The sequence below is a fragment of the Pseudomonas sp. MT3 genome, from assembly GCF_054720805.1.
The window spans coordinates 159813-173013 of the sequence record NZ_JBTVPY010000008.1; the positions used below are offsets into that span (position 1 = coordinate 159813).

Sequence of the window (13201 nt, forward strand, 5' to 3'; positions counted from 1 at the left end):
AATGCGCCGCTAGAAGCAGCGGCCGTCGCAACCGGTTTGGGGGTCCTGGTACAGGCAGGCCGGGTAAGCCCCCCTTTTATGCCAGCGGCCGTCCCGGTGGAGGGCCTGCATCCCGCTTCGGGGCCCCGGACCAGGCCGGCCGGGGACACCCCGCTTTCATTCGGGGCGTGCCCTGACCTTCAGGTGCCATTGGCCGTCCGCTTCGGCGCTGTCCCAACTGCCTTGCAGGCGCCGGGTCGACAGCAGGGTCAGCAGCACGGTGTTCCCCTGCGCCTCCACTTGCCAGCGTACCGGCGCGCCGCCGATCCGCAGCTGTCCTTGCCGGGGGTTGCCTCGGGCTTCGATCCGCAGCGCCAGGGCGCCTTCCAGATGGCCGGCGTGTACCGTCGGTTGCGCGTTCAGCGTGATGAGCAGGCCATCCGCCGCCGGCGCGATGGCGAGAATCTCCGCAGGCCCTTCGGCTGGCGAATCCACCAGGCGGCCGATCATCAGGCCGACGAGCAGGCCCAGCACGCACAGCGAAAGCATCACCTTCAGCCACGGCCTGGGCCGCATTTGCGCCTGTGCGGGGGTAGAATGCCCGCCGTTCTCAGGCTCGGAGCGCTGCATGTTCCACGTGATCCTTTTTCAACCGGAAATCCCCCCCAACACCGGCAACATTATCAGGCTGTGCGCCAATGCGGGTTGCAGCCTGCACCTGATCGAGCCGCTGGGCTTCGAGCTGGACGACAAGCGCCTGCGCCGCGCCGGGCTGGATTACCACGAGTACGCCAGCGTGCGCCGCTACGCGAGCCTGGAGGAATGCCTGGAGCAACTGGGCCATCCACGTGTGTTCGCCTTCACCACCAAGGGCTCGCAGCCGTTCCACGAGGTGGCGTACGAGCGTGGCGACGCATTCCTGTTCGGCCCGGAAAGCCGCGGCCTGCCGGAAGAGGTGCGCGAAGCGCTGCCGCCGAAACAGCGCGTGCGCCTGCCGATGCGCCCTGGCTGCCGCAGCCTGAACCTGTCCAACACCGTGGCGGTGGCGGTCTATGAGGCCTGGCGTCAGAACGGCTTCGGCATGGACTGAGCGTTTTTCGATCGATCCGCGCAAAGCCGCGCGGGGCGGGGAGTGCAGCAGCTTGCCCCAAGCTTATCCACAAGCGGGCGCACAGCGGATGTGGGCAAGACGAAAATTTCTGCACAGAAACCACGCAAACCCGCAGACCGCGCGTGCTCTGGGCTGTAGCACGTTCCTTCCCCGTTCCGTGCACAGTGTTATCCACAGGTTTTGGGGATGGATGTTGCGGGCGTGTGACTGCACCGACCTGCTTTCTGTAGGAGCGAGCTTGCTCGCGAACGTGCTAGCCGGCAACACCAGTGCTGAGGCGGTTCGCGAGCAAGCTCGCTCCTACAAGGGCGGCACGTACCTGGCCGCCATCACGACTCATAACCCGTTGCGGGTTATGCGCCCTACGGGAGCCTTGAATAGAAAAAGGGGCCTTGCGGCCCCTTTCCCATCGCAGGACCTCAGTCCTCGCCATCCTCGTCCGGGCCGTCGATCTTCATGCCCAGTTCCTTGATCTTGCGGGTCAGGGTATTGCGCCCCCAGCCCAGCAGCACGGCGGCATCGCGGCGGCGGCCGGCGGTGTGCTTGAGGGCGGTCTCGATCATGATCCGCTCGAAGGCCGGCACGGCGATGTCCAGCAGGCTGGATTGGCCGCGCCCCAGTGCCTGGTCGGCCCAATGGCGCAAGGCCTGCTCCCAGTTGGCGGCGGGCGGGCTGTCCTGTGGCTGGGTCAGCAGTTCCGGCGGCAGGTCGTCGATGTGCACCTCACGACCGGACGCCATGACGGTGATCCAGCGGCAGGTGTTCTCCAACTGGCGCACGTTGCCCGGCCAGCCGAGGTTCCTCAGGTATTCCTCGGTTTCCGGCTTGAGCAGCTTGGGCTCCACCGCCAGCTCCTGCGCCGCGCGGGAGAGGAAGTGCCGGGCCAGCGCGGGGATGTCCTCGCGGCGATCGGCCAGGCGCGGGATGTGTACGCGGATGACGTTGAGGCGGTGGAACAGGTCCTCGCGGAACTTGCCTTCGCGCACCAGGTTTTCCAGGTTCTGGTGGGTGGCGGCTATGATCCGCACGTCGACCTTCACTGGCGTGTGTCCACCGACCCGGTAGAACTCGCCGTCGGCCAGCACGCGCAGCAGGCGGGTCTGGGTGTCGGCCGGCATGTCGCCGATCTCGTCGAGGAACAGCGAGCCGCCGTCGGCCTGCTCGAAGCGGCCGCGGCGCTGGTTGGCCGCGCCGGTGAAGGCGCCTTTCTCGTGGCCGAACAGCTCGGACTCCATCAGGTCCTTGGGGATCGCCGCCATGTTCAACGCGATGAACGGCGAGGTTGCGCGCGGGCTGTGGCGGTGCAGGGCGTGGGCGACCAGCTCCTTGCCGGTACCCGACTCGCCGTTGATCAGCACGGTGATGTTGGAGTGGGAGAGGCGGCCGATGGCGCGGAACACCTCCTGCATGGCCGGCGCCTCGCCGATGATCTCCGGGGTGCGCGCCTGGTTGGCCGGTGCTTCCAGGCCCTGCTGCTCCTGGGCGTGCTGGTTGGCGCGCTTGACCAGGGACACGGCTTCGTCGACGTCGAAGGGCTTGGGCAGGTACTCGAAGGCGCCGCCCTGGTAGGAGGCCACGGCGCTGTCCAGGTCGGAATGCGCGGTCATGATGATCACCGGCAGGCGCGGGTGCAGTTCGCGGATCTGCGCCAGCAGGTCCAGGCCGCTGGCGCCGGGCATGCGGATGTCGGAGATGATCACGTCCGGGTGCTGGCGGCCGAGGCGGCTCATCACGCTGTCGGCGCTGTCGAAGCTGAGCGTGGTCATGCCTTCCTGTTGCAGGGCTTTTTCCAGTACCCAGCGGATGGAGCGGTCGTCGTCGACGATCCAGACGGTCTCTGATCGGCTCATGGTCAATGGACTCCTTGTTCCAGGGGCAGGAACAGACTGAATACGGTGTGGCCCGGATGGCTGTCGCATTCGATCAAGCCCTGGTGCTGGCTGATGATGTTCTGGGTGATGGCCAGGCCAAGCCCGGTGCCGTCGGCACGACCGCTGACCATCGGATAGAAGAGGGTGTCCTGCAGTTCAGGCGGGATGCCCGGACCGTTGTCGATGATCTCCACCTTGCACACCAGGCGATGGCGCGTGTGGCCGATGGTGAACTGGCGCAGGGTGCGGGTGCGCAGGGTGATGCGTCCCAGTTTCAGTTCGTTCTGCGAGGCGATGGCCTGCATGGCGTTGCGCACGATGTTGAGCACCGCCTGGATCATCTGCTCCCGGTCGATCAGCAGGTCGGGAATGCTCGGGTCGTAGTCGCGCACCAGCGGGATGCTGCCCTGGGTCTCGGCCTCCACCAGGCTGCAGACGCGTTCCAGCACCTCGTGGACGTTGGTCACCGAGAGCTGCGGCAGCTTGTTCGAGCCGAGCATGCGGTCCACCAGGTTCCGCAGGCGGTCGGCCTCTTCGATGATGACGTTGGTGTAGTCCTTGAGCGACTCGTCCGGCAGCTCGCGGGACAGCAACTGCGCTGCGCCGCGAATGCCGCCCAGCGGGTTCTTGATCTCGTGGGCCAGGCCGCGCACCAGCAGCTTGGTGGTTTCCTGCTTGGACAGTTGCGCCTCTTCCTTGGTGATCCGCAGCAGCCGGTCACGCGGGTGGACTTCCAGCAGCAGCAGGGTGTCGCGGCGGTCGAGGATCGGCGTCACCGCGTAGTCCACGGTGATGCTCTGACCGGTCAGCGAGGTCAGGCTCGCTTCGCGCTTGGTGAAGGGGTGCGCCTCTTCCACCGCCTGGCGCAGCGAGTGCAGCGCCTCGGGCGATTCGGTGAACAGTTCGCTGATGAACTGGCCGTGGCTGCGCTGCCCGCTGACCGCCAGGAGCATTTCCGCCGCCGGGTTCATGTACTCCAGGCGCAGCTCGGCGTTGAGCAGGATCACCGCCGTGGTGAGGTTGTCGAGCAACAGGCGGAGCTGGGTTTCTGTAGGCATGGCGTAAGGAATGTCCCAAGACTGTGCGGGAAAATGCAAAAAGCAAACCAGGCCCTCAAAGGTCGCGTATTTCGGCGCCTGGGGCTGATTTGTGGTGCGCAGGCGGGCAATCGGGCCGAAGGAAGTGACCTGAAATGGGGAGAGTATAGAAAGTGGTGCAGGCCAATGCACCGATATGGTGCGTTTGTGTCGGGGCGCACGCCGCCGTCAGCGACTGGCGGCGCTGAGCTGGCGGGTGGTATCCGGGACCGCTGAATCGGCCACCGAGACGCGGAACATGTGGAAGGGCTGATTGGGCGTCTGCTCGATGGTGCGGCCGAGGGTGTCGATGATTTCCACCGACAGCTGGTGGGTGCCGCGATCGATGTTGCTCAGCGGGAACACCGGGCTGCGGCCGGGTTCGCCCACCGGCTTGCCGTCGAGCAGCAGGCGGTACAGGTGGCCGGGCAGCAGGGCCGGGTCGCTGGTGGCGGAGACGATCAGCGCACCGTCATTGGCCCGCACGGTGGCATCGGGCTCCGGCACGAGGATGCGCAGCAACTGGTAGGCGGGCGGCCCCGGCGGCAATGCCGGGGTGGCCGGCGCGTAGAGCGGCGGTGGCATCCGCACGCCGTTGGGCAGGTTCGGCATTGCGTTGGGTGGTGCGAGCTGCAGCTTCTGCGCGTTGCCGCGCGGCGGCTGGTCGGTGAAGACGCGGTTGCCGTCCTTGTCGATGTAGGTGTAGACCTCGGCGCTGGCCGACAGGCAGCAGAGCGCCGACAACAGGAGTATCACCAGGTGGCGCATGTTCAGTTGCCCGGCCTGGGGCGGACGTGGGGGCGCGCCGGGCTGTTGGTGCTGATGCGCTGCAGGGTGAAACTCACCGGCGGGCTGCTCTGGATCACCTGGCTGCCCTGCAGGACCTGGACGGCGAGGGTGTGATCGCCGCGGTCGATGCTTTCCAGGCCGATGCTGGTGGAGCGGGTCGGGGCGCCGTAAGGCTGGCCGTCGAGCAGCAGCTGCAACTGGTGATCGGCCGCCAGGGCCGGCTGCACCACGACGTCGACGACGAAGGTGCCGTTGTTGACGCGCAGGGCTTCGTCGGTGGGCAGGTTGCTCAGCGCGAGGATGGCATAGGCGCTCTGCGATTCGGCGGTGCCGCTCTCTTCGCCGGTGTTCACCGGTACCTGCGGGGTGACGGTGTTGGTGGGCGGCAACTGCACCGGCTGCGCGCCGACGTTGCTCGGCGGCTGGTTGGTGAACACCGTCTTGCCGTTGGCGTCGGTGTACTTGTAGATCTGCGCACTGGCTGGCAACGCGGCGGCGAGCAGCAGGGCGGTGAGGATCAGGCGCATGGGCGATCTCCGGATGGTCGTGCAAAGCCTTGCATTGCCGACGACGGCTGGCAAGTTGCCTATTGTGATTCAGCATGGCAGCTCACAGTGTGCGCTGCCGCTCGCCGACGGACCTTTCATGCGGCGCCGCAGTCCATTGCCGGTTCGCGTCCTCTGTATGATGCGTGCGAGCGTTCCTATATCTGCCTTGGGGTGTGCCTGTGACCGACCTGCTCCGTTCCTGTTTCCGTCAGTGCCTGCTGCTGTGCTGCCTGAGTGCCGGCCTGCTGCTTGCCGGCCCCGCGCTGGCGGCACTGCCGGGCCCGTTGGCCGGCGTGACGGGAGGCAGCGAGCAGATCAGCGAGGCGCAGTTGCAGCAGTCGCTGGACCAGGTGATCAAGACGCTGGAGAACGACCAGCAGCGGGCCGACCTGCTGAAGAAGCTCAAGCAACTGCGCGATGCGAGCAAGAAAAGCGCGGACGAGCAGGGCGGCGTGCTGGGGCTGATCGGCGACACCCTGGGCAGCCTGGAGAAACAGTTCGAAGGTGCCAACAGCCCGGTGTTGCGCTGGAGCGCCTTGTTCAGCCAGGCCCGCGAGGAGTTGGGGGCGCGCATCCCTTCCTGGCAGGAATGGTCGGGCATGCTCTTCGACTTCGCCCTGGTGATCCTGCTCTGGGCCTGCGTGGCCCTGGGGTTGCGCTGGGTTGCGCGGCGCATGCAGGATCGCTTCGGCCTCGCCGGCGAGCTCCCCCAGCACCCCAAGACCCGCGACCTGTTGCTGTTCGCCCTGCGCAAGCTCGGCCCCTGGCTGGTGGCGTTCCTGATCACCGTCTACCTGTCGGTGGTACTGCCCAGTTCCCTGGGCAAGCTGCTGGCGATGGTGATGGCTTACGTGCTGGTGTGCGGCACGCTGTTCTCCGCGTTGTGCGTGATCTCCCTGTCGCTGCTCAGCGGCCCGCATCGCATGCGCGCGCTGGATATCCTGCGGCGCCGTGCCTTCCGCCCGTTGTGGCTGATCGGCAGCCTGGCCTCGCTGGGCGAGGTGATGCACGACCCGCGCGTGATCGAAAGCCTCGGCCAGAGCATCGCCCTCTGCGTCGGCTCGCTGGCGAACATCTTCGCGGCACTGTCCACCGCTCTGTTCGTCCTGCAGTTCCGCCGGCCGGTCGCCCACCTGATCCGCAACCAGCCGCTGGAGCGCCGCATCAAGCGCCGTGGCCTGCATGACCTGGTCGAACTGGTGGGGTCGTTGTGGTTCCTGCCGATACTGGTACTGGTGGGCATATCCCTGTTCGCCACCGTGGTCACCGCCGGCGACAGCACCTATGCCCTGCGCCGTGCCCTGCTGTGCGCGCTGATCGCGGTGCTGGCGATGACCGTCAACGGCCTGATCCGCCGCGCCCACCTGCGTTCCTCGCGCCACGGCAGCCGCCGCAGTGCGCCCTATGTCGAGCAACTGCAGAACTTCGCCTACACCCTGCTGCACATCGCCAACCTGCTGGTGTTCCTGGAGATCGGCCTGCGCGTCTGGGGCATGTCGCTGATCCGCTTCACCGAGGGCGACGGGGCGGCCATCAGCATGAAGCTGATCAGCTTCGGCACCACCCTGCTGGTGGCCTGGCTGGTGTGGATCCTGGCCGACACGGCGATCCAGCACAGCCTCGGCCTGGGCGGCAAGAACCGCAGCAATACCCGCGCGCTGACCATGCTGCCGTTGATCCGCAACGTGCTGTTCGTGACCATCGCGGTGATCGCGCTGATCGTCGCCCTGGCCAACATGGGCATGAACGTCACCCCGCTGCTGGCGGGCGCGGGCGTGATCGGCCTGGCCATCGGCTTCGGCGCGCAATCGCTGGTGGCGGACCTGATCACCGGCCTGTTCATCATCATCGAGGACTCGCTGTCCATCGACGACTACGTGGATGTCGGCGGCCACCTCGGCACCGTCGAGGGCCTGACCATCCGTACCGTGCGCCTGCGTGACCTGGACGGCGTGGTGCACACCATCCCCTTCAGCGAGATCAAGAGCATCAAGAACTACTCGCGGGAGTTCGGCTACGCGATGTTCCGCTGGCCGGTGCCGGCCAGCATGCCGATCGACGATGCGGTGGCGCTGGTCCATGAGGTCACTCGCGACCTGCGTGGCGACCGCACCATCAGCCGCGCCATGTGGTCGGCCCTGGAAATGCAGGGTGTGGAGAGTTTCGACAACGGCCAGGCGATCCTCCGCTTCCGCCTGAAGACCGCGCCGATCCGCCAGTGGGAAGTGCAGCGCGCCTTCAACCTGCGCCTGCGCCAGAAGCTGGACAAGGCGGGCCTCGAACTGTCGATGCCGCGGCTGAATGTGCAGCTCTCGCGGATGCGCACCTCGCAGCGCGAGGACGACGAGGGGCAGGGCGTGCCAGTAGACGGCGGGATCTGATTCCGCTTCGCGGCGCTGCTCTTCGTAGGAGCGAGCTTGCTCGCGAACGGATTACCCGACGGCACCGGTGCTGGGTCGGTTCGCGAGCAAGCTCGCTCCTACAAAATAGCGGGTGCCAGCTTTCCTGAGTCCATAAAAAAGGCCTCCCGAAGGAGGCCTTAATGCTGACGCTATTTATATAGGTATTCGTGGATCAGACGCTGTAGTACAGGTCGTATTCCAGCGGGTGCACGAAGGTGCGCACCTTGATCTCTTCTTCCGACTTCAGCTCGATGTAGGCATCGATGAACTCGTCGGTGAACACGCCGCCCTTGGTCAGGAACGCACGGCCCTTGTCGAGTTCTTCCAGCGCCTCTTTCAGGCTGCCGCAAACCTGCGGGATTTCCTTCGCCTCTTCCGGCGGCAGGTCGTACAGGTTCTTGTCGGCGGCATCGCCGGGGTGAATCTTGTTCTGGATGCCGTCCAGGCCGGCCATCAGCAGCGCGGCGAAGCACAGGTACGGGTTGGCAGCCGGGTCCGGGAAGCGCGCTTCGATGCGGCGGGCTTTCGGGCTGGACACGTACGGAATACGGATCGAGGCGGAACGGTTGCGGGCGGAGTAGGCCAGCATGACTGGGGCTTCGAAGCCCGGAACCAGACGCTTGTAGGAGTTGGTGGCCGGGTTGGTGAAGCCGTTCAGGGCCTTGCCGTGCTTGATGATGCCGCCGATGAAGTACAGGGCGGTCTCGGACAGGCCGGCATAGCCTTCACCGGCGAAGGTGTTCTTGCCGTCTTTCGAGATGGACATGTGCACGTGCATGCCCGAGCCGTTGTCGCCGTACAGCGGCTTCGGCATGAAGGTCACGGTCTTGCCGTAGGCGTCGGCGACGTTGTGGATGCAGTACTTCAGGGTCTGGACTTCGTCGGCCTTCTTCACCAGGGTGTTGAACTGCACGCCGATTTCGTTCTGGCCGGCAGTCGCCACTTCGTGGTGGTGAACTTCGATGACCAGGCCCATTTCTTCCATGGCATTACACATGGCGGTACGGATTTCGTGGTCGTGGTCGACCGGCGGTACCGGGAAGTAGCCGCCTTTCACGCCCGGACGGTGGCCCTTGTTGCCGCTTTCGATGTCGGCGTCGGTGTTCCAGGAAGCCTGCTCGGAGTAGATCTTGAACATCGAGCCGGAGATGTCGGACTTGAACTTCACTTCGTCGAAGATGAAGAACTCCGGCTCCGGGCCGACGAATACGGTGTCACCGATACCGGTGGACTTCAGGTATTCCTCGGCGCGCTTGGCGATGTTGCGCGGGTCGCGCTCGTAGCCCTGCATGGTGCTCGGCTCGATGATGTCGCAGACCAGGATCAGGGTCGGCTCTTCGGTGAACGGGTCGAGCACGGCGGTGCTGTCGTCCGGCAGCAGGATCATGTCGGAGGCTTCGATGCCCTTCCAGCCTTCGATGGAGGAGCCGTCGAACATCTTGCCGGCTTCGAAGAAGTCATCGTCCAGCGCGTCGCGGGCCGGCATGGTGACGTGTTGCTGCTTGCCTTTGGTATCGGTGAAGCGCAGGTCAACCCACTTCACGTCATGATCTTTGATCAGTTGTTGCGACTTGTACGACATGCTGTCCTCCAGGAGGGATTAGAGCTGGGAACTTCTGTGCCCCAGGATCGGGTGATGCCGGCCGGAATACTCCGTCAGGGCAACCTGCCTCACAAGGGAGCAAGTTGCGTGCCAGTGCCCGTAATCGTGCAGAACCGCTGATTTGCGGGGCTTCGGCGAGTGCGACCAGGAATTTCCGGGTAATTGTGCACCGTTTTAGTGCTTCATTGTGGTGCGGCATTCCATTTTGGTGCACCCAAAAGAAAGTCTCCGATTTCTGCTCAAGTCTTGAGCAATTTCGGATATAATCTTGCCCCTTTTTTTCCGTCCCATTGCAATCGCCCGGTCCGCATGAAACTCATCGTCAAGGTCTTCCAGGAAATCACCATCAAGAGCCGGCCGGTGCGCAAGCGCTTCATCCGCCAGCTGGCGAAGAACATTCGCACGGTGCTCCGCGACCTCGATCCCGAGCTGCTGGTGGAAGGCGAGTGGGACAACCTGGACGTCGAGACCAAGGTCACCGACCCCAAGGTCCTGCGCGAGATGATCGAGCGCCTGAGCTGCACGCCGGGCATCGGCCACTTCCTGGAAGTGCACGAATACCCGCTGGGCGACTTCGACGACATTCTGGAGAAGTGCAAGCTGCACTTCGCCGACAAGCTGCCGGGCAAGATCTTCTCCATGCGCTGCAAGCGCGCCGGCAAGCACCCGTTCACCTCCATCGACGTCGAGCGTTACGTCGGCGGTGGCCTGCGCCAGCAGTGCGGCGCTGCGGGCGTGTCGCTGAAGAACCCGGAAGTGCAGGTGCGGGTGGAAATCCGCTACGACCGCCTGTACGTGATCCATGCCCAGCACGAAGGCCTCGGCGGCTACCCGCTGGGCGCGCTGGAGCAGGTGCTGGTGCTGATGTCCGGCGGCTTCGACTCCACCGTGGCGGCCTACCAGATGATGCGCCGCGGCATGATCAGCCACTTCGTGTTCTTCAACCTCGGCGGCCGCGCCCACGAGCTGGGCGTGATGGAAGTCGCGCACTACCTGTGGGAGAAGTACGGCCGTTCCCAGCGCGTGCTGTTCGTCAGCGTGCCCTTCGAGGAAGTGGTCGGCGAGATTCTCACCAAGGTCGACGACAGCTACATGGGCGTGACCCTCAAGCGCATGATGCTGCGCGCCGCCAGCCGCGTGGCCGAGCGCCTGGAGCTGAACGCCCTGGTGACCGGCGAGGCGATCTCCCAGGTGTCCAGCCAGACCCTGCCGAACCTCTCGGTGATCGACCGGGTGACCGATACCCTGGTGCTGCGTCCGCTGATCGTCAGCCACAAGCAGGACATCATCGACACCGCGACCCGGATCGGCACCGCCGAGTTCGCCAAGCACATGCCCGAATACTGCGGCGTGATCTCGGTGAACCCGACCACCCAGGCCAAGCCTTACCGCGTCGACCACGAAGAAACCAAGTTCGACATGGCCGTGCTCGACCGCGCCCTGGAGCGCTCCACCCAGATGACCGTCGACCGCGTGATCGACGAACTGGGCAAGGACCTGCCGGTGGAAATGGTCGACGAAGTGCTGCCGGGCCAGATCGTGGTGGACATCCGTCACCCGGATGCCCAGGAAGATGAACCGCTGGCGCTCGAAGGCATCGAAGTGCTGCCCATGCCGTTCTACGCGATCAACAGCAAGTTCAAGGAACTGGATCCCAACCGCCAGTACCTCCTGTACTGCGACAAGGGCGTGATGAGTCGCCTGCACGCCCACCACCTGGTCAACGAAGGGCACACCAATGTGCGTGTTTACCGTCCGCAATAAAGGCGCGGACCAACGCCGCCAGCCCGGACTGTTCGGCGGCAGTATCCGCCACCGACCTCCCGACACATTCGGTGCGTAGGCTCACGCCCTGACCTTTTGCACCGCCGCGCCACGGCCCGGCCCCCGCTGCCGAAAACGGCAGCCGAAGATTCACTATCGAGACTGACACTGTGATCGAAAAACTGCGCAACATCGCCATCATCGCCCACGTCGACCATGGCAAGACCACCCTCGTAGACAAGCTCCTGCGCCTGTCCGGCACCCTCGACCGCAAAGAAGCGGAAAACGAGCGCGTGATGGACTCCAACGACCAGGAAAAAGAGCGTGGCATCACCATCCTGGCGAAGAACACCGCGCTGAAGTGGAACGACTACAGCATCAACATCGTCGACACCCCCGGCCACGCCGACTTCGGCGGTGAAGTAGAGCGCGTGATGTCCATGGTGGACTCCGTGCTGCTGGTGGTCGACGCCCAGGACGGCCCCATGCCGCAGACCCGCTTCGTGACCCAGAAGGCCTTCAAGGCCGGCCTGCGTCCGATCGTCGTGGTGAACAAGATCGACCGTCCGGGCGCGCGTCCTGACTGGGTCATCGACCAGATCTTCGACCTGTTCGACAACCTCGGCGCCACCGACGAGCAACTGGACTTCCCGATCGTCTACGCCAGTGCCCTGAACGGCATCGCCGGCATGGACCACGAGAAGATGGACGACAATATGGACGCGCTGTTCCAGGCGATCATCGACCACGTCCCGGCGCCGAAAGTCGACGTCGACGGCCCGTTCCAGATGCAGATTTCCCAACTGGACTACAACAGCTTCCTCGGCGTGATCGGCATCGGCCGTATCGCCCGCGGCAAGGTCAAGACCAACACCCCGGTCGTGGCCATCAGCGACGACGGCACCAAGCGCAACGGCCGCATCCTGAAGATCATGGGCCACTCGGGCCTGCAGCGCATCGAAGTCGCCGAAGCCGAAGCCGGTGACATCGTCTGCGTGTCCGGCATGGACGAGCTGTTCATCTCCGACACCCTGTGCGACCCGCAGAACGTCGAAGCCCGCCCGCCGCTGACCGTCGACCAGCCGACCGTGAGCATGACCTTCCAGGTCAACGACTCGCCGTTCGCCGGCAAGGAAGGCAAGTTCGTCACCAGCCGCAACATCAAGGACCGTCTGGACAAGGAACTGCTGCACAACGTGGCCCTGCGCGTCGAGCAAGGCGATTCCCCGGAGAAGTTCAAGGTCTCCGGCCGTGGTGAGCTGCACCTGTCGGTTCTGATCGAAACCATGCGCCGTGAAGGCTTCGAGCTGGCCGTGGGCCGCCCGGAAGTGGTGATCATCGAGAAGGATGGCGAGAAGCAGGAGCCCTACGAGAACGTCACCATCGACATCGAGGAGCAGCACCAGGGCTCGGTGATGGAGCAGATGGGCCTGCGCAAGGGGGACCTGAGCAACATGATTCCCGACGGCAAGGGCCGCGTGCGCCTGGAGTACACCATTCCGGCGCGCGGCCTGATCGGCTTCCGCAACAACTTCCTGACCCTGACCTCGGGCACCGGCATCCTGACCTCGACCTTCAGCCACTACGGTCCGATCAAGGCCGGCGAAGTCAGCAACCGCCAGAACGGCGTACTGGTCTCCATGGCCACCGGCACCGCGCTGACCTACTCGCTGGAGACCCTGCAGAGCCGCGGCAAGCTGTTCCTCGGCCCGGGCGACGAAATCTACGAAGGCCAGTTGGCCGGCATCAACAGCCGTGACAACGACCTGGTGATCAACCCGACCAAGGGCAAGAAGCTCGACAACATGCGCGCTTCCGGCAAGGACGAAGTCATCGCCCTGGTTCCGCCGATCCGCTTCACCCTCGAGCAGGCGCTGGAGTTCATCGCCGACGACGAGCTGGTGGAAGTGACGCCGAAGTCGATCCGCCTGCGCAAGAAGCTGCTGAACGAGAACGACCGCAAGCGCTACGAACGCGCCAAGGTCTGATTCGACCAGAAGTGAGAAAAAGCCGGGCTTATGCCCGGCTTTTTTGTGCCCTGCCGCCAACAACTGGCAC

Annotated in this window: 10 protein-coding genes; 4 read left to right on the plus strand and 6 right to left on the minus strand. The window is 64.9% G+C overall.

The window, feature by feature from the left end; translation table 11 throughout:
• Positions 1-156: 156 nt before the first annotated feature.
• Positions 157-609 carry a hypothetical protein gene (locus ACYCAX_RS10625; RefSeq protein ID WP_460247969.1) on the minus strand — a complete coding sequence of 151 codons (453 nt, stop codon included), beginning with the start codon at positions 607-609 and terminating at the stop codon, positions 157-159.
• Between ACYCAX_RS10625 and trmL the strand changes: the two genes are divergently transcribed.
• Positions 608-1069, plus strand: a complete 462-nt coding sequence (trmL, locus tag ACYCAX_RS10630) for a tRNA (uridine(34)/cytosine(34)/5-carboxymethylaminomethyluridine(34)-2'-O)-methyltransferase TrmL (protein WP_015479315.1) — start codon at positions 608-610, stop codon at positions 1067-1069. The genes ACYCAX_RS10625 and trmL overlap by 2 nt on opposite strands.
• Positions 1070-1509: 440 nt before the next feature.
• Here trmL and ntrC read toward each other — a convergent pair whose 3' ends face one another.
• The 4 genes from ntrC to ACYCAX_RS10650 all read right to left on the minus strand — a co-directional run bounded on the left by ntrC (position 1510) and on the right by ACYCAX_RS10650 (position 5353).
• On the minus strand, positions 1510-2940 hold the full coding sequence (gene ntrC / locus ACYCAX_RS10635) for a two-component system response regulator NtrC (RefSeq protein WP_015479314.1): 1431 nt from the start codon (positions 2938-2940) through the stop codon (positions 1510-1512).
• 2 nt (positions 2941-2942) lie between these two features.
• Positions 2943-4019: a nitrogen regulation protein NR(II) gene (glnL, locus tag ACYCAX_RS10640; RefSeq protein WP_294979453.1), complete on the minus strand. Its 1077-nt coding sequence runs from the start codon at positions 4017-4019 to the stop codon at positions 2943-2945.
• Positions 4020-4226: 207 nt separating this feature from the next.
• The gene (locus ACYCAX_RS10645) at positions 4227-4805 is read right to left on the minus strand and encodes a DUF4124 domain-containing protein (RefSeq protein ID WP_015479312.1); all 579 of its coding nucleotides are present in this window, start codon (positions 4803-4805) and stop codon (positions 4227-4229) included.
• Positions 4806-4807: 2 nt separating this feature from the next.
• Entirely contained in the window at positions 4808-5353 is a 546-nt protein-coding gene (locus ACYCAX_RS10650; protein WP_015479311.1) for a DUF4124 domain-containing protein, read from the minus strand.
• Positions 5354-5547: 194 nt separating this feature from the next.
• On the opposite strand from ACYCAX_RS10650, the gene ACYCAX_RS10655 reads away from it, so the two are divergent.
• Positions 5548-7755, plus strand: coding sequence for a mechanosensitive ion channel family protein (locus ACYCAX_RS10655; RefSeq protein WP_294979457.1), 2208 nt, complete (start codon positions 5548-5550; stop codon positions 7753-7755).
• 193 nt (positions 7756-7948) lie between these two features.
• On the opposite strand, the gene glnA is transcribed toward ACYCAX_RS10655, so the two are convergent.
• Complete coding sequence (gene glnA, locus ACYCAX_RS10660) at positions 7949-9358, minus strand: glutamate--ammonia ligase (RefSeq protein ID WP_015479309.1); 1410 nt, start codon at positions 9356-9358, stop codon at positions 7949-7951.
• 330 nt (positions 9359-9688) lie between these two features.
• Here glnA and thiI point away from each other — a divergent pair, with 330 nt between their 5' ends.
• Complete coding sequence (thiI, locus tag ACYCAX_RS10665) at positions 9689-11143, plus strand: tRNA uracil 4-sulfurtransferase ThiI (protein ID WP_015479308.1); 1455 nt, start codon at positions 9689-9691, stop codon at positions 11141-11143.
• Between the two features lie 170 nt (positions 11144-11313).
• Positions 11314-13131 carry a translational GTPase TypA gene (gene typA / locus ACYCAX_RS10670; protein ID WP_460247970.1) on the plus strand — a complete coding sequence of 606 codons (1818 nt, stop codon included), beginning with the start codon at positions 11314-11316 and terminating at the stop codon, positions 13129-13131.
• Positions 13132-13201: the final 70 nt, after the last annotated feature.